The sequence below is a fragment of the Pirellulimonas nuda genome, from assembly GCF_007750855.1.
In the GTDB taxonomy this organism is placed as follows: Bacteria; Planctomycetota; Planctomycetia; order Pirellulales; family Lacipirellulaceae; genus Pirellulimonas; species Pirellulimonas nuda.
The window spans coordinates 4,981,351-5,007,064 of the sequence record NZ_CP036291.1; the positions used below are offsets into that span (position 1 = coordinate 4,981,351).

Sequence of the window (25,714 nt, forward strand, 5' to 3'; positions counted from 1 at the left end):
TGGGTTTGGGCCTGGCGGCCCGGGGCTGGGGTTTGGACCTTGCGGCCCGGGGCGGGGGGAAGCGGCCCAAGCGTTCGTGCCGCTCGCTCGCCCAGGGACCATCTTACTTCCGGCGACGCTGGGGGAGTAGCCGCTGCGCGGTTGGGAGCCTAAAACCGGCGAAGGGGCCGGGCGGCGGGTTCGGCTCAGTGACACGATCATCGCCCGGTGTTTCATGCCTCGCGCGCTCGTACAACGCCTGGAAGACCTCCTAGCGGCCGGTGTGAGCCACGTGCCAAGGCCCCCCGCCGCGGCCCAGGCGCCCCCGTTAGCGGCCCCTACGCCGCGGCCCGCCGCAGAGTACACCGCCGCCCGGGCGGCCTCCCCGGCACAAACCGAGCCCCGGCCGGAGGCCGCGGCGACTGGTGGCGACAGCGTGGCGCCGGCCGACGCGGCTTCGCTGTCGGTCCTGCAGGCCCAGGTGAGCGGCTGCACGCGGTGCGGCGAGCTGGCCCGCACACGCACGCAGACGGTGTTTGGGGTCGGTAATCCAGAAGCAAGGCTGTGCTTCCTGGGCGAAGCGCCGGGGGCCGACGAGGACCGCACCGGCGAGCCGTTTGTAGGCAAGGCCGGGCAACTTCTGACGAAGATCATTGAGGCCTGCGGGATGACGCGGGACGAGGTGTACATCCTCAACGTGCTAAAGTGCCGGCCCCCAGGGAATCGCAACCCGCTCCCCGAGGAGTCTCACAATTGCCGCCCCTTCCTGTTGGGACAGTTCGACCTGATCCGTCCGGAGTTTGTCTGCTGCCTGGGCGCCGTGGCCGCCCAGAACCTGCTGGAGACCACCACCACCATCGGGCGGCTGCGGGGCCAAATGCACGACTGGCGGGGCGTGAAGGTGGCGTGCACGTACCACCCGGCCTACCTGCTGCGGAATCCGGCCGCCAAGGCCGACACGTGGGAGGACATGAAGCGTCTGATGGCCGCCATGGGCAGGCCGGTGGCCTAGCCCCATCGTCCAGCCGGGGCGGCAGCGTTGCTGGCAGCGACTTTGCCGGTTACGCGGACCCAACGGCACGACCTTACCGCTCGTTCCGGTCGCGCATTCAAGCATCTTCTGGGATACGGCAAGAACCCCTCTCAATCGCTTTCGGCTTAGGCGTGGCGTTGGTAAAGTCGAAACATGGCGTGCGAAAACGCCACACCGCTGACGCCCCGACCTTCCTCCACGAGCCTCGCTGTCGCGATGTATCTGCCGAAGCCTACAAAGACGGAGCAGGTCGATCAGTTGCTGCGCAATGCGCGGTTACGGGACGAGCTGGAGCCGCTGTTAGACGAGTCGATCGCATGGGTCGATACCCAGCGGATGCCAACCGCTGTGGAGAACGACTTTCTGGAATCGATTCTTGAGTGGGAACGGGCTCCGATGGAGCCGATCCGGGCGTGGTTCGACCCACCGCTGGACCCCCCCGATCCGCGCCGGCTTGGCCCCAACCAGCTTCATAACATCCTGCTGGAGGTCGTAGAGCGGCTGTTCCAGAAGCGGGTGGTGCTCGACTTCACCGACCACCTCACCGACCGCGAGCTGTACGCCCTGGTGATCCGCGACATCCTCCCCTCGTACGAGAAGAAACTAGAACGCGGCGGGGCCTACCTGCATTGGGACTGCTCCGGCGCCGACAGCGACCCCTCCGATTGGCTGCGGTACTACGCCAGCGACGCCGACCGCGAGCTGTGGGAAGAAGAAACGGGTGACACCGCTCCGCAGCGACGCGAGCCCCCCTACCGCCGCGACCTGCCCACGGCGCCGATGTAAATCTCCGGCTCGGGACGCCCCCCTGGGCGCGTCCGACGAGGAGTTTCGACGCGGCGGCTCGGTTCTGGGTAAGCTAGGACAATTATCCTTCATCCCCGACCGCGACCCCGCCCAGCTGCCATGGCGCTGATTATCGTAAGGCTCGTCTTCCTGATGGTGGCCGCCGGCCTCGGGGTGCAGCTTATCCAGTCCGAGGCGCTCCCGAAGGAGCCGGCCTGGATCCCCTGGGCGGCCTTCTTGGGGGTCATGGCGCTCGCGGTCGGCACGATCACGGCCGACGTGCTGGTGAAGCGCAAACAGCTCGACGTGATCACCAGCGTCTACGTCGGGCTGATTATCGGGCTGTTTCTTACGTACGTCATCAAGCTGGCCCTGAGCCCCGTGCTGCCCAAGGGGGACTCGCCGGTGGCGGTCTGGACGCCGCTGCTGTTGGGGATGGTTCTGTGCTATCTGTGCATCGCGGTGCTGATGCAGACGCGCGACGACTTCCGCTTCATCATCCCGTACGTCGAGTTCGCCAAGCAGGTGAAGGGGCTGCGTCCCCTGGTGCTCGACACCAGCGTGGTGATCGACGGGCGGATCGCCGATTTCGTGGAGACGCGGGTGATCGATAGCCCGCTGATCATGCCGCAGTTCGTGATCGCCGAGCTGCAGAACATCGCCGACTCGAGCGACAAACTGCGCCGCAACCGCGGCCGCCGCGGGCTCGATGTGCTCAATCGGCTGCGGGCCGACGCGCACGTCGACCTGCAGATCTTCGACCGCGAGCTCCCCGAGTTTGAGAACCAGCAGGTCGACCAGAAGCTGGTGCTGCTGGCCAAACACCTCGACGGCAAGGTGGTCACGGGAGACTACAACCTGAACAAGGTCGCCCGGCTGCAGAACGTCGGCGTCGTGAACCTCAACGACATCGCCAACGCGCTGAAGCCTGTGTTCCTGCCGGGCGAGAAAATCGAGGTGCGGATCATCAAGCCGGGCGAAGAATCGGGCCAGGGTGTCGGCTACCTCGACGACGGCACCATGGTGGTTGTGGAGGGGGGCCGCGACCACGTCGGCGAGCCGATCGCGGCGCAGGTGACCAGCGTGCTGCAGACCAGCGCCGGGCGGATGGTGTTCGCGCGGGTGGAGGGGGCCGGCGATGGCGGGCGTTCGCGACGGGGTTAGCGGCGGCCCCCGCCTGCTGGTGACGGGGGGCTGCGGGTTCGTCGGCCGGGCGCTGGTGCGCCGGGCGTTGGCGGAGCGCGGCGCACGCGTGCTGAACCTGGACCTGATGACGTACGCAGCGCGGCGCGAACCCGCCGCCGACTGCCGCCTGGTAGAAGGCGACATCGCCGACGGCGTGCTTGTCTCGCGGCTCATCGACGAGTTCCGGCCGACGGCGATCGTTAACCTGGCGGCCGAGTCGCACGTCGACCGCTCGATCGTGGGGCCCGACCCCTTCGTCCACACGAACATCGTGGGGGTCCACGTCCTGCTCAAGAGCGCCCTCGACCACTTCCGGCGCCTGGACGCCGAGGGCCAACGCCGGTTCCGCTTCGTGCAGGTGTCGACCGACGAAGTGTATGGCTCGATCGATCCGCCGGGCCGGTTCACCGAAGACTCCCCCTACCGGCCCAACTCGCCGTACGCCGCCTCGAAGGCCGCAGGGGACTGCTTGGTGCGTGCGTACCATCAGACGTACGGGCTGCCGACCGTCACGACGCACGGGTCGAACAACTACGGCGTCGGCCAGCACCCGGAGAAGCTCATCCCGAAAATGATCTGCCAGGCGCTGGCGGGCGGGCCGCTGCCGATCTATGGCGACGGGCGGCAGGTCCGCGACTGGCTGCACGTCGACGACCACTGCGAGGCGATCTGGCAGGCGCTCGAGCAAGGCGGGCCGGGAGAGCACTACAACATCGGCGCCGGGTGCGAGCTGACGAACCTGGAAGTAGTGGACGAGGTCTGCGACGCCGTCGACCGGCTGCGGCCCCGCAGCGCCGGCGCGAGCACGCGCCAGCAGATCGCGTTTGTCGCCGATCGCCCCGGGCACGACCGCCGCTATGCGGTCGATTCTAGCAAAGCTAGCACGCAGCTCGGGTGGCGCCCCCGGCGCACGTTTGCCGAGGGATTGAAAGAGATTGTGCTCGCAGAAATAGCCCAACCTAGCGCCCAATAGCTGCCGACCTACGGTCGGCGCGCGTTGAAACTTTTGTCGGGCGCGCCGACCGTAGGTCGGCAGCTATTGAACGCTAGGGGCCAGACCCGCTTGCGGTCACTCGGAACAAACCTTGACCCCACCGCGCCTGTTCCGTTAGACCACCTTCCTACTTGCCCCGCCCCGTGCATCCCTAATCCGCGCCAGCATGAGCTCCGTCTCCCGCGTCTTCCGCTCTGCCCGCCCACGGCAGGGGTCGCCCGGCCCTGGTCCCACGGCCCTGGGAGCGGTTTCACAAGAAGAAATCAACGGCGTGCTGCTGTCTCGGCTGCTCGCGTCGACCAAGACGGACCCGTCTCTCGGCCTTCAGGGTTTCGAACACCGCGTCTTCTCGCAGTTCGGCGACGACGGCATCATCGCCTACCTGACCTCGTTCGTGCCGGCCGAGTGCCGACGCTTTGCGGAGTTTGGGGTCGAGGACTACAGCGAGTCGAACACGCGGTTGTTGATGACCCGTGACAATTGGTCCGGGCTGGTGATCGACGGCTCGCAGGCGCACATCGATACAATCCGTGGCCGCAAAGATTTTTGGCGGTACGACCTGACCGCCGTTGCGGCCTTTGTGACGGCCGAGAGCATCGGGCCGCTGTTCGAAGAGCACGGCTACACAGGCCGGCTCGGGCTGCTGAGCGTCGACATCGACGGCGCCGACTACTGGGTGCTCAAAGCGCTCACCGCCGTCGAGCCGCTCATCCTGGTGTGCGAGTACATCTCGGCTTTCGGCCCCACAGCGCCCATCACGGTGCCGTACGACCCCGCATTCCGTCGGCTCGACGCCCACTACAGCGGCCTGTACGCCGGGGCGTCGCTAGCGGCGCTCACCCGCTTGGCGGCCGAGCGCGGCCTGCGGCTGGTCGGCAGCAACTCGGCCGGCAACAACGCCTACTTCGTCCACCCGTCGCTGGGCGTGCCGCTGCCGACGCTATCGCCGGCCGAGGCGCACGTCCCCTCACGGTTCCGCGAGGCCCGCGGCGCCGACGGGCAGATGCTGTTGCGTCGTGCGGACGAATGCCTCGAGCTGATCGCCGACATGCCGGTGGTAAACGTAGAAACATCGCAAACAATCTCGGTGCGCGAAGCCCTCGCGTTGTAGCCATGGAAGGCCCCATCACCACGCCGGTCTACGAGCCGGAGATCGGCGAGCGGGAAAAAGAGTACGTGAACCGCTGCCTCGACACGGGCTGGGTCTCTGCGCGGGGCGAGTTTGTCGACCGCTTCGAGCAAGAGTTCGCCGCCTACGTCGGCTGCGAGCACGGCGTGAGCGTGTCGAACGGCACCACCGCCCTGCACCTGGCGCTGCTGGCGCTAGGGATCGGGCCGGGCGACGAGGTGATCGTCCCCACGCTCACCTACGTGGCGTCCGCAAACGCGGTCGCTTACACCGGCGCCACGCCCGTGTTTGTCGACTCGCTCCCCGGCACATGGGCGATGGACCCCGACGACGTGCGGCGGGTGATCACCACACGTACGCGCGCCATCATGCCCGTGCACCTGTACGGCTGCCCCTGCGACATGACGGCGCTGATGGGGATCGCCCAGCAGCACGGCCTGCTGGTGGTGGAAGACTGCGCAGAGGCGATCGGCACAAAGGTAAACGACCGGCACGTCGGCACGTTTGGCGATCTGGCGATCTTTAGCTTCTACGGCAACAAGACCATCACCACGGGCGAGGGGGGGATGGTCGTCACCAACAGCCCCAACCTCGCCGAGCGGTGCCGCCACCTGAAAGGCCAGGGGCTCGCCCACGCACGCGAATACTGGCACGACGTGGTCGGCTACAACTACCGGATGACCAACATCTGCGCCGCGATCGGGTGCGCGCAGCTTGAGCGCATCGAAGAGACGCTGGCCCGCAAGGCCGCCGTGGCGGCCGAGTACCGCCGGCTGCTGGCGGACCGGTATGAATTCCAGGCGGAACCCGCGGGCGCCGTCCATTCGCACTGGATGGTGAGCCTGCTGGTCGATCGCGCCGGCGACCGCAACGCCCTCCGCGCCAACCTACGCGCAGCCGGTGTAGAGACGCGGCCGCTGTTCTACCCGGTCCACACGATGCCGATGTACGTCCGCAGCTACCGCCGCACGCCGGTGGCGGACGACCTGGGGAGCCGAGGGGTGAACCTGCCGAGCTTCCCGGGGCTAAGCCAAACGGAGATCGCCAAGATCGGCCGCGTGCTGCGTCGCGAGACGCCGATGCGGGCCGCTGCCTGAAATGAATGGCTTGCTCACCTTTACCCGACTGCGGGTCGAAGACTCCGCGCGGCTAGCCGCGCTGCTCGCCCTGGCGTCTGCGGCCGATCGAACGCTGTTCCACCCGTTTGAGTTCGATGAAGACTCGCTGCGCAGCGTGCTTGCGGCGGCGCGGGATGACCTGCTGGTAGGCGTGTCTGCACAGGGCGTTACCGACCTGGCGGCGCTCTACACGCTGCGTGGGCTCGACGACGGGTACGCGTCACCCATGTTCGGCGTGTTCGTGAGCCCGACGCGCCGCCGCTGTGGCGTGGCCGCCCTGTGCATCACGCACGCGATTACCACTGCGCGGCTGGCGGGCTGCCCGGATGTCCAACTCAAGGTGCACCACGACAACTCGGCCGCCCGGGCTTTGTACGCACGCATGGGATTCCAGCCGATGCGGGAGATGGGCGGCCAAGCGGTGTTGTGCAAGTCGTTTGCTTCGCCCCCGGGCGCAGTGGCATGACGCTGAGGATCGGCTTCTACCTCGGCGACGTCTCGGTGCTCAAGGGGGGCGTTGGCCCCTATGCCCAGCGGGTTGCGCGGGCCCTTTCTGCCCACCGCTTCAACAGCGCCGTCGACGTGCGAGTGCTCTGCAACCGCGGCGCGCTGCCGGATGGGGTCGAACCGGCGCGCGTGACTTACCTCGGATCAAATCGCGGGCCGCGGCGTAGCTGGAACAGCGTCCGTGGGCGGGCGTTCCGCGCCGTCGAACAACTGGTGCGGCGCCGATCGGCCGACCCGTGGCGCGAGCCCGCTGGCGGCCCGATTCATCGCGCGGCGCGTGCCCACCGGCTCGATCTGCTCCACTTTCCAATCCAACACTCGCCCGAAGAGAACCCGGGGGTTCCCTTCGTGGTGACGATGCACGACGTGCAGGAACTGCACTTCCCGGAGTTCTTTTCGCCAGCAGACCGCCTGCATCGCGCACAATTCAACCTTACCGCTACCCGCAACGCGGCCGCGGTTGTCGTGTCGTTCGAACACATCCGCCAGGACCTGATCCGCCTGTTCGGATGCGACCCGAGCCGGGTGGTGGTGCTTCCGCTTCCCTACGCGCAAATCGGCTTGAGCTGCGCAAAGCCCGCGGACGAAGCCGAGATGCAGGCCAAGTACGGCACACGGGAAGGCTTCTTCTTGTACCCGGCACAGACGTGGCCCCACAAGAACCACCTGCGGCTGATCGAGGCGTTCGAGCGCGTCTGCCGGAAGTCCGAGCGGTCGCTACGCCTCGTCTGTACGGGTGTGAAGAACGCGGACCACTTCCCGGAGATCGAAGCCCGGCTGGCTCGCTCTCCGGTCCGCGACCGGGTGTCGTTCACGGGCCTAGTGGACGAAGGGGAGCTGGCCTGGCTGTATCGCCACTGCACAGCGACCGTGGTCCCTACGCTGTACGAAGCGGGCAGCTTCCCGGTGCTCGAAGCGATGCGCGCCGGGGCGCCGGTTGTGTGCGCACGGACAACCTCGCTGCCAGACACCCTGGGCGACGAGCGGTTCTTGTTCGATCCCCAAGACATTGGCTCGATCGCACAAGCGATGACGAGGATGGCTAGCGATGCAGCGTTTCGCGTCGCCAGTGTCGAGAACGGCGCGCGGCGGATGGCAGAGCTTGATGCGATCGACGTGGGCGCCGCGTACGAAGCCTTTTGGTTGGGGCTGAGAGATCGACTCGCGCTCCGATAATCCAGCGCGCTTCGCTGAGCGTGAGGGCACCCATCGCTTGAAGGATGGCGCAACTTGCATTGACCCCGTCGCGGCGCCCTCACTAGACTCCCAAGGCAAAATGCAACGAACGGCTGCCGAAGACCTCTACCTGCGACCCCCGTCATGAGTGTGGCTTCCGGCGACAGGCTAACGGTGTTAGTCGATGGCGTGGTGTTCGAGAACCGCAGCCAGATCGGCATCTGGCGGGTCTTCTATGAGACCTTGTCTCGCCTGGGCGACGGGTTCGACGTTGTCGTGGTGTTGGCCGGAGACGCCGTGCAAGAGCTCCCAGCAGGGGTGAGCACGCTCCGGTTGGGACACCGCTACCCGCACGGCAGCAAGCTCCGCTTCGACCGACGCTGGCGTCGCCGCCAGATCATCCGGCGGATCGACCACCACTACCCGAACGCCATCTGGCACTCGACTTATTTCACGTTCGATCCACGGGTTCGTCCGCGGTCCGTGGTCACGGTGTACGACCTGATCGCCGAGGAGCTGTTCTACGCCAACCGGAACTTCGAGGAACACGCCCAGGACAAACGCGCCGCGATCCTTCAGGCCTCCGCGATCTCCACGATATCGCATGACACAAAGCAAAAACTACTGCAGTATTACCCCGACCTGTCCTGCCCCGTCTCCGTCGCCACCCTGGGCGCCGAACACATCGTTCCCCCCGCAGAACCGTCTCCGGTGCGCGAACCGTTTGCCCTCTTCGTCGGCGACCGCTACGGCTACAAGAATTTTTCGATCTTGGTTGACGCCGTGGCGTCGACGCAGTGGCCGGAGTATTTGCGCGTCAAAGTCGTTGGCGCCCCGTTCAGTGAGGCCGAATCGCGACTATTGGAATGCCGGGGCGTGCGGCGGAGATTCGAACACGAGGGTCGAGTAGACGACGCGATGCTCGCCACGTTGTACCGCCGCTCGACCTGCTTTGTGTTCCCGAGCCTCAATGAAGGGTTCGGACTACCCGCCGTAGAGGCGCAATCTTTGGGGACGATTCCGGTGGTGAGCGACCTCCCGGTCTTCCGTGAAGTCTGCGGAAGCGGCGCCTACTACTTCGACCCGCATTTCACCGACTCGCTTTGCCGAGCGATTCAGCAAGTTTGTCAGATCGAGGACCGGCCTTTGGTCGTAGAAGCGTGCCAGAAGAACGCCCAGCGGTTCCGCTGGCAGGCGACGGCCGACGCGATGGCCGAGGTTTACCGCTCCGTTGCGGGCCTAAACGGATCGCGAGGGGCTACGCCTTCACCACCGCCAGCAAGAAGCTCGGCTTGAGCGACTCGAAGCTCAGCCGCCCGAGCTGGTCGGCGCCGCGGGCGATGTTCACCATCCAGACGCGTACGTCGGGGTTTTCGGCCAGCATCGCCTGCCGCAGCTCGGCCAGGTTGTCGATGCTGATCACGTTGCAAACCAATCGCCCCCCGCTACGCAACCGGGCGTAGGCGTCGGTGCTGAGGCGGGCCACCTCGCGGCCCCCGCCGGCGATGAACACGCAGTCGGGGTCGGGCAGGCCGCTCCAGCAATCGGGCGCGGTCCCCAGCACGGGCGAGATGTTCCGCACGCCAAACCTCTCGGCGTTCTCGCGGATCAGCCCGTGGTCTTCTGGGTCTTGCTCGATCGCGTACACGGCGCCGCGGGTCGCCAGTTGGGCCGCCTCGATGCTGACCGAGCCGCTGCCGGCGCCGACGTCCCACACCACGCTCTCCGGGCCGATATCGAGCTGCGCCAGCGCCAGGCACCGCACCTCGGCCGACGTCAGCAGGCCCAGCTTGGGCTGCGCCTGGGCGAACGCCTCGTCGGGGTTTCCGAACACCCGCTGACCGACCGACTCGCGGGGCCGGTCGGGGACGTCCGGGTGCCGGACCAGAATCATCACGTTCAACGAAGAGAAGTCCTGCGCAGCAATCTCCGCCAGCGAGCCGCGGGTCACGCGTTCGTCACGGGCGCCCAGGTTCTCGCACACGTAGGCGTTGAAGTAGTCGATGCGGCGGTCGAGCAGCGCCTGGGCGACCTGCGCGGGGCCCACCTCTTCGCTGGTGAACAGCCCTACGCGATCGGCGGTGCGGATCTTCTCGACCACGGTTTCTAGGCGGTGGTTGGCCACGTTGGTCAGGTAGGCCTCGTCCCAGCCCTCCATCACCCGCGCAAACGCCAACTGCATGCTGCTGACGTGCGGGATGACCTCGAACCGCTCCTTGCCGAGCCGCTCGGTGACGTAACGCGCCAGCCCATAAAACATCGGGTCGCCGAACACCAGCAACGCCGCCCGGCGGTCGCCGACGGTCTCCAACTGGGCGGCAAGCTGCTCCAGGTCGCCGCTGAGGGCGATCCGCTTCGCGCCGATAGAAGCGGGCAGCAGCCTGAGCGCCCGCTCGGGGCCGAGCACCACGTCGGCGGACTCGATACGCTGACGGACCGCGGCGGGGGCGGCGTCGAGGCCGTCGTCGCCGATGCCGATCACGGCGATGGGAGGGTGGGTTTGGGTCATGCCCGATAGTTTCGCCGAGAAGTTCAGCCGCAACAAGCCGCGCCGGGGGCGGGGACGCCCCCGGCACAAATCGCTCCGGGCCCGCGCCTACTCCACCACGTAGCACCGAAGCGTGTGGTGGTTCAGCCGCACGTGTTCGGAGGTCGCCAGCAGCGGCCCGTCCGCGTCTGGGTAAACCTCCTTCGGGGGCTCTGCCGCGGTGTCGATAAAGAGCCGCCAGCGGAGGTCGCGGACGGTGATCGGCGTCATGAAATCTTGGGGGCTCCCGCCGGAATGGATCATGATCATTACCGGCCGGGCCGCGGGGTCGTCCAACCCTCCGTCGCCCAACACGCAGGTCAGGCTGTGGAACGTCTGGCTCCAGTCGACCGGCTTGCCGTCGGCGCCGAACCAGCTCACGTCGGCCAGCTCGCCCGATTTGTGGGGCATGCCGGTGAGGAAGGTCTGCCGGCGGACCACCGGCTGGCGGAGGCGGAACGCGATCAGCGCCTGCACGAACCGCATCATGTCTGGGTTCTTCTCGACCTGCTTCCAGTCGAACCAGCTCACCGGGTTGTCTTGGCAATAGGCGTTGTTGTTGCCCCGCTGGGTGCGGAGCACCTCGTCGCCGGAGGTGATCATGGGGGTCCCCTGGCTCAGCAGCAGGGTCGCCAGCATGTTCTTGGCCTGCCGGCGGCGGAGCGTCATGATCGGCAGCCGCCGCGTGGGGCCCTCGACCCCGTAGTTGGACGAGTAGTTGTTGTTGTCGCCGTCGCGGTTGTCCTCGCCGTTGGCCAGGTTGTGCTTACGCTCGTACGCCGTGAGGTCGGCCAACGAGTAGCCGTCGTGCGAGGTGATAAAGTTGATGCTGTGGTACGGGTTCTTGCCGCTGGGCTGGTACAAGTCGCTGGAGCCCGCCAGCCGTGTGGCCATCGGCCCGGTCATGCCGACATCGCCCCGCCAGTAACGGCGGATGTTGTCTCGGTAGGCGCCGTTCCACTCCGCCCAACGCTCGCTGGCGAAACTGCCTACCTGGTACGCCCCGGCGGCGTCCCACGCTTCGGCAATAATCTTCGTGTCGGCCAGCATCGGGTCTTCCGCGATGTACTCCACCAAGGGTGGGTTGGCGCAGAGGTCGCCGTTGCGGTCGCGCGAAAGGATCGACGCCAGGTCGAAGCGGAAGCCGTCGATGTGGTAGTTGTAGACCCAGTGCCGGAGGCAATGGAAAATCATCTCCCGCACGATCGGGTGGTTGCTGTTGACGGTGTTGCCGCAGCCGGAGTAGTTCTTGTACTCCCCGCCCCCGTTGAGCATGTAGTAGACGCTGTTCTCCAGCCCCTTGAAGCTGAAGGTGGGGCCGCGTTCGTTCCCCTCGGCCGTGTGGTTGAACACGACGTCCAGGATCACCTCGATGCCCGCGGCGTGCAGCGCGCGGACCATCTCCTTGAACTGCCGCACCTGGTCGCCCGGCTTGGCGCCGTGCATGTAGCCGCGGTGCGGGGCGAAGAAGGCCATGGGGTCGTAGCCCCAGTAGTTGGCCAGGCCGTGCTTGGCGCCGTCGCTCTCCTCGGTGGGGAACTCGTGCACCGGCATCAGCTCAACGGCCGTCACCCCCAGGCTCTTGAGGTAGGGGATCTTATCGATCACCCCCAGGTAGGTGCCGGGGTGATCGCCGCCCCCCGAGCTGCTGCGCGTAAAGCCGCGTACGTGCATCTCATAGATGATTGTCTCGGAGAGCGGTTGCCGCAGGTGCCGGTCCCCCTGCCAATCGAAGTGCTCGTCGACCACCACACACTTCGGCGGGCGGACCACGCCGTCGTCGCCGCGCAGGTAGGTGCCGGCCAGGGCGCTGGCGTAGGGGTCGATCAAGCGGGCGCGTGGATCGAAGCGGTGCCCCTTGTGCGGCTCAAACGGCCCGGCGGCCTGGAAGTGGTACAGCGTGCCGGCGCCCAGCTCGGGGACGAAGATGCTCCAGATATCGCCCCAACGATCGGTGTCCGGATTGAACTCGATCAGCCGGTAGGGCTCGCGGTCGGTCACCCGCCGGTACAGCAGCACCCGCATCGCGGTAGCGTTCTTGCTGTAAACCACAAACTGCACCCCCTCGTCGCGCAGCACGGCGCCGTAGGGGAGCGGGTAGCTGAAGTGGAAAGTCGGTTGGGCTTTAGGCATCAGCAGGCCCGCGGTTACGGGCGAAGTCGTCATCACAGGTGTCAGCAGCATACCGGTCAGTTCCCCGCGGATCGTCGAGAGCAAGAACGCCGGCGAAAACAAATCGCTGGCGTGTGAACTACTTCGACCGGTGCTAGCACGGAACTTCACGGACCAAGAATGCTACCTTACAGCTTCGCGGGGCAGAATGCTCGCCACGTCCGCCAGGGGCGCCCCTGCCAGCATAATAGGCATCGCGCTACAATCGCGGACCCCTCCGCATTCCCGCGTAACCCGCATGCAGCGAATCACTTACAAAGACTCCGGCGTTGATCTGGACGTTTACGCCCAGAGCATGGCCCGTTTGCCCAAACTATTGCGGCAAACCCACACACCGCGGGTTCTGCCGCTGGAAGGGGGGTTTGCCGGGCTGTTTCAGCTCGATTTTGCCGGCAAACTGTTCGCCCGCAACTACCGCGACCCGGTCCTGGTCGCCTGCTCCGACGGGGTCGGCACCAAGCTGAAGATCGCCCAAATGGCCGGCCGGCACGACTCGATCGGCATCGACCTGGTGGCGATGTGCGTCAACGACGCCCTGTGCTGCGGCGCCGAACCGCTGTTTTTCTTGGATTACGTGGCTATGGACCGGGACGACCCGGTCCGGCTGGAGCAGATCGTCACCGGCATCAGCCGCGGCTGTATCGAGAGCGACGCCGCCCTGCTGGGGGGCGAAACCGCCATCATGCCCGACCTCTACTCCCCCGGCGAGTACGACCTGGCCGGCTTCTCCGTCGGCGTGGTGGAGCGGGCCCGGGTGATCGACGGCAAGGCGATCTCGCCGGGCGACGTGCTGATCGGGGTCGCCTCAAGCGGCCTGCACTCCAACGGTTTCAGCCTGGTGCGGAAGATCGTGTTCGATCACGCCGGGCTGGGCATCGACGATCACGTAGAAGAGCTGGGCGCCACGGTCGGCGAGGCGCTGCTCGCCCCGACCCGGCTCTACGTCCGCTCGGTCCGCGGCGTGCTGAGCCACTACCGCAAGAAGCAGGTGGTGCACGGCATCGCCCACATCACCGGCGGCGGGCTGCGAGAGAACCTCGAGCGCATCTTGCCGCCGGGCACGGCGCTCCAGATCGCCCCCGAGAGCTGGCCCGTCCCGCCCGTCTTCCGGTGGCTGCAGCGACTGGGCAACGTCGACCCCGATGAAATGGCCCGGGTCTTCAACATGGGCCTCGGGCTGGTGCTGGTCGTCAGCGAGTACTACGCAGAAAGCGTCCAGGCGCAACTGGAATCCGCGGGAGAGACGTGCTGGCGGATCGGGAGCGTGGCGGCTTCTGACGCAAGCTCCTGAGCGGAGGACGATAGTCCTCCGAGGAGCAGCGGAATTGCTCCCGAAGACCCCCGGCTAGTTCGCAGTGTTCTGCGCGACTTTAACCGCGGACGATCCCCCGGCCGCCTTCTCGATGGCTTCGATCAACCCGCTCTGGGTGTACGCGCCGCGGAACACGATTGGTCGGTAGGGGTCGCTGGGGGAGAAGACCGCGATCACCGGCACGCCGTTGGCGCCCAGCGCCCGCAGCGTGTCTTTCAGGAACTGCGGCTTGTGGGTGAAATCGGCGTACATGGTCACAACACCGTGCCGCTCCATGGCCGCATCGACCGCGTCGGTGTGCAGCACGGTCCCTTCGAGCACCTTGCAGTTGGCGCACCAATCGGCGGAAAAATCGACCAGCACCGGCCGCCCCTGGCCGATGACCACCTGGGCCAGCTTGTCTAGCGTGAACGGCTGCCAAGGGCGATCGAGCACGGTTTCGGTCAGCACGGCCGGCTCGCTCAGCAGGGTAGCGCGTTCGGAGTCGGTGCTGTCGCGGAGCGCGGCGATCAGGTCGGCCGTGCTCTGGGAGGCCTGCTCGTTGGCGGCCATCGCCACGGTCGCCTGGTACCGCGGCCCGTAGACGTCCGGCAGCAAGAACCCGTACGACAGCACCGCGCCCCCGGCCAGGATCGCTGCGGTAAGGGCGTAGCTCTGCGATCGATCGCCCCACTCGGCGCCGTACGGGATGCGTGAGTAGACCCAGCAGGCCATGGCTACGGTGGTCAAGAACGCGAGGGTCGGCAGCAGCATCTCTTGCGGCAACGAGCTGAGCAGCCACACCACGGTCGCCATCAGCACAAAGCCGAGGAACTGCTTGAAGGTGTCCATCCACGCGCCGGGCTTCGGCAAGAACTTCACCAGCGACGGGAACGCGCCGATCAGCAGGTACGGAAGCGCCATCCCCAGCCCCAGCGTGGTGAACACGCCAAACGTAACGGCCGGCGATTGCTTGACGGTCCACCCCAGGGCCGCGCCGACGCCGGGGCCGGTGCAGGGGGTCGCCAAGATCGTGGTCAGAATCCCCTTGGCGAGCGCGCCGGTGGGGCCCTCCTGCGAGGCGATTTCTTGGGCGGCGCCGTGGCCAACGAAGCCCGGGATCGGGATCTCCCACACCCCCAGCATCGCCAGGGCGAGCGCAAAGACGATCGACGACATCACCACGTTGAACCGCGCGTCGCCGAAGTGGTCGCCAAACGTGGCGCCGGCAAAAATCGCCAGCCCCGCCAGCACCCAGAACACCAGCAGGATCCCCAGCGAGTACCAAACATTCAGCGCAAACGCCTTGGACCGGCTGTGGCCAGACTGGTTCACGAAGCTCATGATCTTCAGCCCGATCACCGGCAGCACGCACGGCATGAAGTTCAGCACAAAGCCCCCCATCAGCGCGAGCAGCAGGATGGTCGGCAGGCTGCGTTGCTTGCCCAGCTCGATCTTCTCAAGCCGGTACGCGGAGTCCGATGGGGCGGGCGCCGCGGGGAGCATCGCCCCGGAGTTCACTTCCGGCGTTACAGGAGCAGCCGCCGCTGGGGAGGTTGCCTCCGGCAGCGGGCCGATCTCGACCCCTTTGCCCAGCTTGGCGGTGAACTCCAAGTCGAGTGGGATACAGCTCTCGTCGCACGCCTGCAGGCTCACCGAGCCGGCGACCTTGACCTTGTTGGGGTCGACCCCCTCGGCCAACTCAATCGGCGCGTACCAAGTGACTTGGTCTTCGTGCTCGTGGATCTCGACGCCGGTGAACACCTCTTCGTCGATGTACGTGTGCGGCGCCGGGAACCCGCGGAACTCGCCCAGCAGCCGGTAGTCGGACGAAGGCGCCAGCGTCAGGTCGGTCCGCTGCGGCCCGCCGGCGGGCTGCTTCACGCCGTACACGTGGTAGCCGGGTTCGATCGTGGCCGTGACCATCAAGACCGCGGGCCGTTCGGCGGTCGCCGGGGTGAACTGCGCAGCCAGCTCTACCGGTTGCGGTCCGTCGCCGATGCCTCCGCCGAGGAAGTCAAACTGCGCCCGGGCCGGCGCAGCGCAGAAGAACAGAGCTAGTACTAGCAGCGTGGCGGCAAAACCGCCGTTGCGTTGAGACATGCGATATTCTCGGCTTCGATTGGGACGACGGCATTCTAAGGACCATCGCCAACTCGGGCAAAGGCACTCTCCTATGCTTTGACGACGCCATCACGCATCCACGCCTTACCCGCTGCGACAACTATTGATTCAGCTTCTCCCCTAGACTGTGCAGAATCGCCCGTTCCGCGTGGACTTTGGCCCACTTGGGCACGCGGCATTCGTTTGTCGAAAAATAGGCAAACGAACCAGCCGCTACACAGCCGGCGGCGCCTGCCCTGCCCCGATTCGGGCGGCTACATGCCCCTGGGCGAGCGCCCGCAGCCGACCGGCCAGCCGGGCAAGCCGCTCGCGCACCAGCGGCTCGCCCCCAGTCGGGGGGCGCCAACCACCCGCTAGCCAACTCAGCCAATTGGCCGCTGATAGAACCGTGCCGCTGGCGTCGAGCGCGGGGAGCAACGCCCGCAGGTCGGCTGCTTCGGCCCGGAGAAGCCCCGAAGCAGCGGCGTCGGTCCAGCGGCGCCAGAGGTTGGCGTCGTCACCCGCGATGCTGCCGATCAGTCGGGCCCAGTCGACCGCAGGCGTGTCGACCGCCATGGCGCCGAAATCGACGATGCCAGACACCCGGTCGCCGGTGAACAGCACGTGGTCTTGCTTCAGATCGATCACGACGGGGTGGAGCGTCGAGACGCTCGGCTCGACACGGTCGAGCTCCGCACGTGCGACGCGGGCCGCCGCGGCGATTTGTGTGGCAAGGGACTCGAGCTCGGGGGCGAAGGGGGTTTCGGCCCGCGCCGACCGTAGGTCGGCTGCTGCCGGCGCCTCTGCGATGAGACGCGCGAGCCGCTGGTTGCGGACCAACAGGGTTGGGGAGGGTTCTCGCTTGGAGAAGCCGGCGCGCCACGCCCGGTGCAGCAGCGTCACTGCGTCGGCGGTTGCCAGCAGGTGGGCGTCGGGGGATGCCGCGCACAACGCCGGCGACCCCGGCATCCAGGTTTGCAGCTCCCAGACCCCTTCGGCTTCCTCGAAGCAGCTCGGCCCCGTGCGGGTGAGCGCCGGGCGCGGCACGAATCCCAGGCCCGCGGCCGCCATGCACTGGTGGGCCCACGCCGTCTGCTCCAGCCCGGGCCGCCCGCGGGGCGAGCACCGCAGCGCGAACTCGCCGTCACGATGGCGGACCCGCCACACCCGGGCGCCGCTCAGCCCCCCGGTCGCCAGCGGCTCGATCGTCGCCGTGTGCCCCGGCCCGAAAAACCGCTCCAACCGTTCGGGGGCGTTGCCGATTTCCATCATCGCGCACTACAACCAGAGAGTCTGGGGGGCTTTTTCGGGTTACGCTTCCGCGGACCCTCGGCCCGTCAGTCTATCCAGCCGCCGTCCCCCCGCCTAACGCTCCGCCTACGAGCCTCCCGCTATGCCGCTCCGAATCTTGCTGTTGTTCTCCCTTGTGATCCCCGCCTTCGCCGCCGCACGCGCAGCGGACGACCAAACGATCGCCGAGTCGCCCAAAGTAGACGACAAGAAGGAAGAAGGCGCCAAGCCGGGCGCGGCCAAGCCGAAGCCCAAGTTCCCTCCGTTTGACGAAGTGGTGAAAGACGCCGAGTGCGTCGAGGGGATGCTCACGCTCCACCGCACCGACGAGAAGCTGTTCGCCGAGCTCAAGCCGAGCGACCTCGACCGCGACTACATCGTGCTAATCACCATCGCCCGCGGCATCGGCCAGCGGCCCCTGTACGGGGGCTATAGCTGGGGCTTCGGCGACGACTGGCTGTGGCGGTTCAAGAAGGTCGGAGACAACATCCAGATCATCCGCCGCAACGTGCGTTTCCGTGCAGAGAAAGACAGCCCCGCCGCCGAAGCGGTCAGGCTGGCTTATACGGACAGCGTGATGTTCAGCCTGCCGATCGCCACCAAGAGCGACTCCGGCGCCTATATCGTCGACCTCTCGCCCGTGCTGATGAGCGACCTGCCGCAGATCTCTCAGGTGCTCAAGGGCTTCTTCTTCGCCCGCAACAAGAGCTCGTGGGCCGACGTGAAGGGCTTCGAGAAGAACGTCGAGATCCAGGTGGCCGCCACCTACGCCTCGGACGGCAACCAAGAGTTCGACTCGGTACCCGACTCGCGCGGCGTGACGATCAACGTCCACTACTCCATCAGCCGCCTCCCGGAGACCGACTTCAAGCCGCGGCTCGCCGACGACCGAGTGGGCTACTTCCTGACCGTGGTCAAGGACTTCTCCCAGAGCGAGCAGGAGGACCGTTTCGTCCGCTACATCAACCGCTGGGACCTGCAGAAGGCGGACAAGGACGCCGACGTTTCGCCCCCCAAGGAGCCGATCGTCTTCTGGCTAGAAAAGACCATCCCCTACGAATACCGCAAGCCCATCCGCGACGGCATCCTGGAGTGGAACAAGGCGTTCGAGAAGGCCGGTTTCTACGACGCCATCGACGTCCGCCAGCAGCCGGACAACGCGGACTGGGAACCGGGCGACGTGCGCTACAACACGTTCCGCTGGATCACCGCCGGCGCCGGCTTCGCCATGGGCCCCAGCCGCGTGAACCCCACCACGGGGCAGATCCTCGACGCCGACATCATCTTCGACGCCGACTTCTTGCAGTTCTGGAAGCAGGAGTACGAGACCTTCACCCCCGAGTCGGTCGCCGCGCTCACCGGCGGCCCGCTCACGCTCGAGGGCTACCGCGCCGAACAGGCCGAGCGCCCCTGGCCCTACCGCCACCAGCACTCGGCCGGCTGCGCGTGCAACCTGCTGGGGGGCACCTCGCACCAGCTCGCCATGGCCGCCGCGGTGACCGCCACCCGCACCCGTAGCGACGAGGAGCTCAAGAAGCTGATCCGCCAGGCGCTCAAAGAAGTCGCCATGCACGAGGTCGGACACACGCTCGGGCTGCGCCACAACTTTAAGGCGAGCACGCTCTACTCGGCCGCGGACCTGCACGACGTCTCGAAGACCAGCAAGACCGGCGTCACGTCGAGCGTGATGGACTACAACCCGGTCATCATCGCCCCGCCCGGGGTAGAACAGGGGGACTTCTATAGCACCACCATCGGCCCCTACGACTACTGGGCCATCGAGTACGGATACAAGCCACTCAAGGACGAGAAGGAGGGCCTCGCCAAGATCGCCTCACGCAGCGGCGAGCCCGAGCTGGCCTACAGCACCGACGAAGAAACCCGCGGCATCGACCCCGACCCGCACTCTAACCGCTTCGACATGTCGAGCGACCTAGTGGAGTACGCCCGCCAGCAGGCGGCCATCGTCGCCGAGGCGCTCCCCAAGGTGGCCGACCAGATGGTCGAAGAGGGGGACGGCTACCAGCGGGCCCGCCGCGCGTTCGGCGTGTTGCTGGCCAACCACTGCAAGGCCCAGTTCATGGCCTCGCGCTACATCGGCGGCGTCTACAAGAACCGCAGCCACAAGGGAGACGACCAGGCCAAGGCGCCCTTTGAGGTGGTCGACGCCCAGCGTCAACGCGACGCGCTGGCGCTGCTGGGCGAGATGGTGTTTAGCGACAAGCCGTTCGCGGTCCCCGCCTCGCTCTACAACCAGCTCGCCCCCACGCACTGGAGCCACTGGGGCGTCGACGACGTCACCCGCGCCGACTACCCGGTCCACGAGGCGATCGCCATGTGGCAGGGCCGCGTGCTCGATCAGGTGCTCTCGCCGCTGACGCTGAGCCGCGTGCACGACTCGGAGCTCAAGATCGCGTCAGAGGATGACGCCTTCACCGGCGCCGAGCTAATCACGGGCCTCACCGATTCGGTGTTTGCCGAGCTCGACGCGCTCGACCCGCAGCAAGAATACAGCGCCCGCCAGCCCGCGGTGAGCAGCCTGCGCCGCAACCTGCAGCGCGACTACCTGACTCGGCTAGAACGCCTTGCCCTGGGCAAGACCGGGGCGCCCGAAGACTTCAAGGCGCTGGCCTACGCGGAGCTGATCGACCTGTCCGGCAAGATGGAAGCGGCGTTGGAAGACGACGACGCGCTCGACCCCTACACGCGGGCCCATCTGATGGAGTCGCTGGCGGAGGTGAAGCGGACGCTGGATGCGGGGGTGGTGACGGGGCCGTAAGATGACAGCGTGACAAGTCCCATGCAACCAATGCTGTTCGCGCCCATTCTAGCCGCGTTGATCGGCGCCGCTGTCGCCCAACAACCAGAAACCGGGCAGAGCCCGCTGGCGAAGGATGCCGCGCGGCACGAGGCGACGATTCGAGAAGTCAAGACTTGGCTTGAACGAATGGAGTTCATCCCTCCGCCAGAGGAACCGCTGCTTAAGTCCGTTCGATCAATCCAGAAAGGGTGGTCCGTAACGCTTACTCCCCAGGGAGATGTCTGGTTCTCCGATGTCAAAGTTCGGCTTTCTAATGAGAAGGGAGAGGAGTTTCAATTCACTGGCGGCTGGTTCTCTTCCTTTGGCTGCTGGAAAGGAAGGCTCTACTTGGCGGTTTATTCGCCAGACTCAGCCGGCTGCGAGGTTGTATCGTACGACATCGCCTCTGGCGCCGAGGTGTGGCGCCGCCAGCTCCAACAGGCCGCGCCAGGTGGGTACTCTGGATATTCCAACCGCGTCACTATGTGGACTCCGACAAGAAGGTTTGAGCACCCAGTTATCACGGTCATTGGTACCGAATCGTACTGCGACTATGTGGAAGTTCTCGATGCAATCACCGGCGTTTCGTTGGGACAAAGGAACTTTCGAGTAGGTTTCGGCTCCCGGTAGGAGCGTGTGGGCTTACCGAAGCAAGTCTTCCGGCGCCATCGCCTCGATCCCTTCGTACCGAGCGAAATCTTTGCCGTTGAGAGTGACGATGCTGCGAATGCCGGAACTACGCATCAAGGCTGCGATTCGACAGTCGTGGACAGAGACTCCCCGCACCGCGTGCTTAACGAGCAGCCGTCGCCATTCGATGTATGCGTCGGGCGCCTCCGGCAACACCTCGCCCCAATTCTCGATGAAATCTACGCGACGGTTGGACTCTTCGGGAGTCTGACCGTAGCCGCCGCGTGCGGATTGTGGCCGTGTCGAAACGCTCCAGAACTCTGCGATGTTCTGCTGTGTTGTGACCAACGTATCGCCAACTGCGCGAAGCCGACGTAGCGCATCCCGAATGGCGACATGGTTCGCGTCGCTCCGGTCGAAAAGCCGGAGCAGCACGCCGGTGTCGATTAGGCGCCGCATCAGTCGTGATCCGTATAGATATCGGCCCGAGAGAAGTCGGCCGGCAGCGAGGGGCCATCAAATAGCAGTGGCGTCAACTCTGCAACGAAGTCGGCTTCCGATGCACTGCTGCCCGCGGACCTAATGTCGCCCGACTCCTCTAGCCACGTCCGGATCAGCCCATCCACCGACAGTCCACGCTGTGCGGCGAATTCCGTCAGCTGCTTGGCGGTATCGTCATCGAGGTCGAACGACATCATGCGATTCATTGGGGCCGTGGTGAATGATACTTCTTGAGACCATTGTACCTTGTACTGGATTCAGAAGCCAAGTTCACGCTCGCAGCGAGCCCCCAAGCTCCTTCCCCAGCGCCGCCACAATCCGGTCGCGCACCCCGTCCGCTTCTTCGCTGGTCAACGTCCCATCGGGCTTTCTCAGCACCACGGAGAACAGCACGCTCTTTTTACCGGGGCCGAGCTGCTGGGGGTCGCGGTAGCTGTCGTCTTGGAACGTGACCGCTTCCACAACGTCACCGCCAACCTCGCGGGCGATCCTTTCGACTTCGCTCCAGTGGACGCCCAGGTCGAACACCACGTTCAGGTCGCGGGCCACTTGTGGGAAGGCCGACAGCGTTCCGGCGGTGCGGACCAACTGCGCGGCCGCTACCAGCGGGCCGAGGTCGATCTCGGCGACCGTGGCCTTGCGGCGGAGGTCGAACGCGTCGAGCGTCCGCTTGCTCGCCTCTCCCAGCACACCGACCCGTTGGCCGGCCAACATGATCTCCGCGCCGCGTGCGGGGGCGAAGCCGGGGTCGGCCAGCGGCTGGTAGTCGGGGGCCGCGTCGGGCGCACTCTTGGCGAAGAGCGTCTCGATCACCCCTTTGACGGCGCGGAACTCGCCGCCGCTGGCCAGCGCGAGCACCCGCTTCTCGATGGGCAGGCCGTCCTGCTGAGGCAGGTAGACCTTGGCGATCTCGAACTGCTCGATCCGCTCGTTGGAGAGCGTCTCGTTGGTCCGCCGGCAGGCGAGCAGGCTGGGGACCACGCTCTGCCTGAGCCGGTCCGCGCGTCGCAGCACGCTGGTGCTGGTCGCCAGCGGCGCGGCCTGGGTCCAGGGGCGGAACGACTCGATCCAGTCGGGCTCAACGGCGCTGAGCGTCAGCGCCTCGTCGAAACCGGCCGCGGTTAGCACGCCGCGGACCTGCTCCAGCACCACGTCTTCCGTGGTGCGGCTCGACGGGCAGAGCGGCACGCGGGCGTCTTCGGGGATACGGTCGTAGCCGTGGATGCGGGCGATCTCTTCGATCAGGTCGATCTCGCGCGAGAGATCGGCCCGCCAGGAGGGGGGCGCCACGGTCCACGTGTGGGCCTCGGGGGCCAGCACCGCGCACCCGAGTGAGGTGAGGATCTCCTTCGACTCGTGCTCGTCCACCTGGATGCCGAGGATACGCTCGGTCTGCGCCGGGCGGAAAGCGATGTGCTTGGCGTGAGTTGCTTGCGCAGCGACGTCAATAACGCCTTCGCACAGCTCGCCGCCGGCCGTCTCAAGGATCAACTCGCACGCCCGCCGGCTGGCCCAGTCGATCCCTTCGGGATCGACGCCCCGTTCGAAGCGGTAGCTGCTGGGGCTGTGCAGGTTGTGCTTGCGTGCCGCGGCCCGGACCGCCATGGGCTCGAAGTCGGCCGACTCGATCAGCACGTCGACGGTCGACTCGGAGACCTCGGTGTCGAAGCCCCCCATCACGCCCGCCATGGCGACGGGGCGCTCGGCGTCCGCGATCACACACAGCCCGGCGGGGAGCTCGTAGGTCTTGTGGTCGATCGCGGTGAAGGGCTCGCCGGCCCGTGAGGGGCGGACGATGATCTTCGCGCCCTTGAGCTTCGCGAAGTCGAACGCGTGCAGCGGCTGGCCACACTCCAGCATCACGAAGTTGGTCACGTCGACCACGTTGTTGATCACCGCGACGCCGACCGAACGCAGCCGCTCCGCGAGCCAGTCGGGGCTGGGGCCGATCTTCACGCCGCGGATCACTCGGGCGGTGTAACGCGGGCAAAGCTCGGGCGACGTAACGGTGACGCTAGTGAGTTTCTCAACCGGGGCGCCCAGCGCCTTCGGCCGCGGGTCGGGCTTGCGGAGGTCGGTGTTCCACAACACCGAGACTTCCCGCGCCACGCCGACGTGCCCCAGGCAGTCGGGGCGGTTGCTGGTGACCTCAAGGTCGATCGCCCAGTCGTCCCCGCGCTTCTCGACCCCTTCCAGGTTCAGCCCGGTCAGCGTGAGCCGATCGCACAGCTCATCGAGGCTCATCGCGAGCTTCACGTAGTCGTTGAGCCACTTCCAGGAGACGATCATAAGGCTCTCGCGGAGGCGCAGAGGCGCGGAGGGGAAGGGAGTTTGATGGCTGGTTCGGACAGCGATTAAGGAATGACCAATGACCAAGCCAAAATGACCAAGAACCGCAAGCGATGTGAATCGCAGATTGCTGCTTCACTCGTCGTTAGTCATTTAGGCTTGGTCATTGGTCATTCTTCTATTGCTCTGCGTCTCCGCGCCTCTGCGAGAGTCTTCAAAACTGCCCCAAGAACCGCACGTCGTTCGTGTACAGGTCGCGGATGTCGCGGATGTTGTGTTGCCGCATGCAGATGCGTTCGACCCCCAGGCCGAAGGCGAAGCCGGTCACTTCCTCGGGGTCGTAGCCGACGGCTTTGAGGACGTTGGGGTCGACCATGCCGGCGCCCCCCATCTCCATCCAGCCGTCTTGCCAGTTCATGTCGACTTCAACGCTGGGCTCGGTGAACGGGAAGAACGACGGGCGGAAGCGGATGTGCAGGTCCTCCCCTGTCTCCCGAGAACCGGCGCCGAAGAAGCTCTGGCAGAACATCCGCAGCGTGCTCTTGAGGTCGGCCATTGTTACGCCGCGGTCGATCAGCAGCCCCTCGATCTGGTGGAACATGGGGTAGTGCGTGGCGTCGGCCGTGTCGGGGCGGTAGACGCGTCCCAGCGAGATGATCCGCACCGGGGGCGGGGTGTTCTCCATCACGCGGATCTGCACCGTGCTGGTCTGGCTACGGAGCAGCAGCGAGGGGTTAGGGGCGAGGGGCGAGGGGCTAGAAGACGCGCTTGCCCGTCCCTCGTCTCTCGCCTCTCGCCCCTCGCCCCTCGCCTCTCGACCCTCTTGCTGCTGCAAGTAGAAATTGTCCAGCGGGTCGCGGGCCGGGTGGCTGAGCGGGATGTTCAGCGCCTCGAAGTTGTGCCAATCGTCTTCGATCTCCGGACCCTCAACAGCCGAGAAGCCCAGCCGGCCCATGATCTCCTTCATCCGCTCGATCGTCTGCGTGATCGGGTGGAGCCGGCCGAGCCGCAGAGGCACGCCCGGCAAGGTGACGTCGAAGCCATCATCGCGCGGGCCGGTGGAAGAGGAAGCAAGACGCGTCTGCGCGGCGTCGAGCGCCGCCTCGACGGCGGCCTTGACCTCGTTCAGCTTTTTGCCGGCGGCGGGCTTGTCGCCCTTGTCGACGGCGCCCATCCCCTTCTGCAGGTCTTTGAGCCGGCCCGCCTTGGCGCCGAGGTAGGCGACGCGGGCCGATTCGACCGCCGCTTGGTCGGTCGCTCCGCTCAGCGCGCGCACCGCCTCGTCGGCGAAGGCGTCGAGGTCGGCGACGAATTGCTCAAGAGACATGGCCGGGCCATTGCTTCCTGGGTGCCATGGCCACGCTTGCGTGGCCATGCTGAACCACCGTGGCGGCGCGTCGCTCGGCGACCGGATGCCCACGCAAGCGTGGTCATGGCGCCCAACAACTGCCGGGACCCACTAGGCGGCCAGGGCGTCCTTGACCTTGGCGACGACCGCGTCGAACGCGGCGGCGTCGTGGATGGCCATCTCGGAGAGCGTCTTGCGGTCGAGCTCGATCCCGGCCTTCTTCAGTCCGGCGATGAACTGGCTGTAGCGGACGCCCCGCTCGCGGGCCGCGGCGTTGATGCGGATGATCCACAGCTTGCGGAACTCGCGGGCCCGGACCTTGCGGTCGCGGAACGAGTAGGCGCCTGCGCGGTCGAGCGTCTCCTGGGCGGTGCGGATCAGCTTCCGCCGGCCGCCGACGTAGCCCTTGACCTGCTTGAAGAGCCGCTTGCGGCGGCGGTTACGGGGAACCCCGGTGGTTACGCGCATGGGAGTCTAGCTCCTAAGGGTTGGCGTCGCCCGGGCCGTCGATCTGGTGCGATCGACCGTTCTACTGCCCGGCGAGCAGAGTCAGATTGTCAATTCGTACTAGTAGCTGTTGCCGGCGAGCATCTTGCGGATCACCCCGGCGAACGCATCGTCCGTTACCGTGGTTCCGCGGAGCTTGCGCTTCCGCTTCTGCGACATGCGGGCCGCCAAGTGGCTGGTGCCGGCGCTGCGGTGCATGGCCTTGCCCCCCGCGGACAGACGGAACCGCTTCTTGGTGCCTTTGTGGGTCTTTTGCTTGGGCATCTCTAGAATCCTGGCTAGGTCGGAAGCCCCGCAGGATAGCAGACGCCGCCGAGAGGCGGAAGTGGCGTTGCAGGGGATTCCGAGT

Annotated in this window: 22 protein-coding genes; 12 read left to right on the top strand and 10 right to left on the bottom strand. The window is 66.4% G+C overall.

What is annotated here, in order from left to right; genetic code table 11:
- Window positions 1-214 precede the first annotated feature (214 nt).
- The 9 genes from Pla175_RS19310 to Pla175_RS19350 all read left to right on the top strand — a co-directional run bounded on the left by Pla175_RS19310 (window position 215) and on the right by Pla175_RS19350 (window position 9,203).
- Complete coding sequence (locus Pla175_RS19310) at window positions 215-991, top strand: uracil-DNA glycosylase (RefSeq protein WP_145289131.1); 777 nt, start codon at window positions 215-217, stop codon at window positions 989-991.
- Window positions 992-1,228: 237 nt separating this feature from the next.
- Complete coding sequence (locus tag Pla175_RS19315; RefSeq protein ID WP_145289134.1) at window positions 1,229-1,798, top strand: hypothetical protein; 570 nt, start codon at window positions 1,229-1,231, stop codon at window positions 1,796-1,798.
- A 120-nt stretch (window positions 1,799-1,918) separates the two neighbouring features.
- A complete protein-coding gene (locus Pla175_RS19320) occupies window positions 1,919-2,962 on the top strand; it encodes a PIN/TRAM domain-containing protein (protein WP_145289137.1) in 1,044 nt (347 codons plus the stop codon).
- Window positions 2,937-3,956: a dTDP-glucose 4,6-dehydratase gene (rfbB, locus tag Pla175_RS19325; protein WP_145289140.1), complete on the top strand. Its 1,020-nt coding sequence runs from the start codon at window positions 2,937-2,939 to the stop codon at window positions 3,954-3,956. Before Pla175_RS19320 ends, rfbB begins: the two co-directional genes overlap by 26 nt.
- A 187-nt stretch (window positions 3,957-4,143) precedes the next feature.
- Complete coding sequence (locus Pla175_RS19330; RefSeq protein ID WP_145289143.1) at window positions 4,144-5,088, top strand: hypothetical protein; 945 nt, start codon at window positions 4,144-4,146, stop codon at window positions 5,086-5,088.
- Between the two features lie 2 nt (window positions 5,089-5,090).
- Window positions 5,091-6,203 (top strand): DegT/DnrJ/EryC1/StrS family aminotransferase, encoded by a 1,113-nt coding sequence (locus Pla175_RS19335; protein ID WP_145289146.1) that lies wholly within the window; start codon window positions 5,091-5,093, stop codon window positions 6,201-6,203.
- Between the two features lies 1 nt (window position 6,204).
- Window positions 6,205-6,690: a GNAT family N-acetyltransferase gene (locus Pla175_RS19340; protein ID WP_145289150.1), complete on the top strand. Its 486-nt coding sequence runs from the start codon at window positions 6,205-6,207 to the stop codon at window positions 6,688-6,690.
- A complete protein-coding gene (locus tag Pla175_RS19345) occupies window positions 6,687-7,907 on the top strand; it encodes a glycosyltransferase family 4 protein (protein WP_145289153.1) in 1,221 nt (406 codons plus the stop codon). The genes Pla175_RS19340 and Pla175_RS19345 overlap by 4 nt, the downstream gene beginning before the upstream one ends.
- Before the next feature lie 144 nt (window positions 7,908-8,051).
- Window positions 8,052-9,203, top strand: a complete 1,152-nt coding sequence (locus Pla175_RS19350; protein ID WP_145289156.1) for a glycosyltransferase family 4 protein — start codon at window positions 8,052-8,054, stop codon at window positions 9,201-9,203.
- Here Pla175_RS19350 and cbiE read toward each other — a convergent pair.
- Together cbiE and glgX are read right to left on the bottom strand one after the other, a co-directional pair.
- Complete coding sequence (gene cbiE, locus Pla175_RS19355; RefSeq protein WP_145289159.1) at window positions 9,166-10,416, bottom strand: precorrin-6y C5,15-methyltransferase (decarboxylating) subunit CbiE; 1,251 nt, start codon at window positions 10,414-10,416, stop codon at window positions 9,166-9,168. The two genes, Pla175_RS19350 and cbiE, sit on opposite strands and share 38 nt — an antisense overlap.
- A gap of 87 nt (window positions 10,417-10,503) precedes the next feature.
- Entirely contained in the window at window positions 10,504-12,618 is a 2,115-nt protein-coding gene (gene glgX, locus Pla175_RS19360) for a glycogen debranching protein GlgX (protein WP_145289162.1), read from the bottom strand.
- Window positions 12,619-12,844: 226 nt separating this feature from the next.
- On the opposite strand from glgX, the gene purM reads away from it, so the two are divergent.
- The gene (gene purM, locus Pla175_RS19365) at window positions 12,845-13,897 is read left to right on the top strand and encodes a phosphoribosylformylglycinamidine cyclo-ligase (protein WP_145289165.1); all 1,053 of its coding nucleotides are present in this window, start codon (window positions 12,845-12,847) and stop codon (window positions 13,895-13,897) included.
- Window positions 13,898-13,951: 54 nt separating this feature from the next.
- Here purM and Pla175_RS19370 read toward each other — a convergent pair whose 3' ends face one another.
- A complete protein-coding gene (locus Pla175_RS19370; RefSeq protein WP_145289170.1) occupies window positions 13,952-16,000 on the bottom strand; it encodes a protein-disulfide reductase DsbD family protein in 2,049 nt (682 codons plus the stop codon).
- A gap of 234 nt (window positions 16,001-16,234) precedes the next feature.
- Complete coding sequence (locus Pla175_RS19375; RefSeq protein WP_145289173.1) at window positions 16,235-17,272, bottom strand: phosphotransferase; 1,038 nt, start codon at window positions 17,270-17,272, stop codon at window positions 16,235-16,237.
- Between the two features lie 121 nt (window positions 17,273-17,393).
- On the opposite strand from Pla175_RS19375, the gene Pla175_RS19380 reads away from it, so the two are divergent.
- Together Pla175_RS19380 and Pla175_RS19385 are read left to right on the top strand one after the other, a co-directional pair.
- Complete coding sequence (locus Pla175_RS19380; protein WP_145289176.1) at window positions 17,394-20,069, top strand: zinc-dependent metalloprotease; 2,676 nt, start codon at window positions 17,394-17,396, stop codon at window positions 20,067-20,069.
- A 30-nt stretch (window positions 20,070-20,099) separates the two neighbouring features.
- Window positions 20,100-20,720, top strand: a complete 621-nt coding sequence (locus tag Pla175_RS19385) for a hypothetical protein (protein WP_145289179.1) — start codon at window positions 20,100-20,102, stop codon at window positions 20,718-20,720.
- Window positions 20,721-20,732: 12 nt separating this feature from the next.
- Here the strand turns inward: Pla175_RS19385 and Pla175_RS19390 are convergent, their stop codons facing one another.
- From Pla175_RS19390 to rpmI, 6 genes are all read right to left on the bottom strand, one after another.
- Window positions 20,733-21,179 (bottom strand): type II toxin-antitoxin system VapC family toxin, encoded by a 447-nt coding sequence (locus Pla175_RS19390; RefSeq protein ID WP_145289182.1) that lies wholly within the window; start codon window positions 21,177-21,179, stop codon window positions 20,733-20,735.
- Window positions 21,179-21,427, bottom strand: a complete 249-nt coding sequence (locus Pla175_RS19395) for a hypothetical protein (RefSeq protein WP_231953976.1) — start codon at window positions 21,425-21,427, stop codon at window positions 21,179-21,181. The genes Pla175_RS19390 and Pla175_RS19395 overlap by 1 nt, the downstream gene beginning before the upstream one ends.
- A gap of 64 nt (window positions 21,428-21,491) precedes the next feature.
- Entirely contained in the window at window positions 21,492-23,510 is a 2,019-nt protein-coding gene (gene pheT, locus Pla175_RS19400; protein WP_145289189.1) for a phenylalanine--tRNA ligase subunit beta, read from the bottom strand.
- A gap of 214 nt (window positions 23,511-23,724) precedes the next feature.
- On the bottom strand, window positions 23,725-24,837 hold the full coding sequence (gene pheS, locus Pla175_RS19405) for a phenylalanine--tRNA ligase subunit alpha (RefSeq protein ID WP_145289192.1): 1,113 nt from the start codon (window positions 24,835-24,837) through the stop codon (window positions 23,725-23,727).
- Window positions 24,838-24,969: 132 nt separating this feature from the next.
- Window positions 24,970-25,326, bottom strand: coding sequence for a 50S ribosomal protein L20 (gene rplT / locus Pla175_RS19410; protein ID WP_145289195.1), 357 nt, complete (start codon window positions 25,324-25,326; stop codon window positions 24,970-24,972).
- Window positions 25,327-25,425: 99 nt separating this feature from the next.
- Entirely contained in the window at window positions 25,426-25,629 is a 204-nt protein-coding gene (gene rpmI, locus Pla175_RS19415; RefSeq protein WP_145289210.1) for a 50S ribosomal protein L35, read from the bottom strand.
- Window positions 25,630-25,714: the final 85 nt, after the last annotated feature.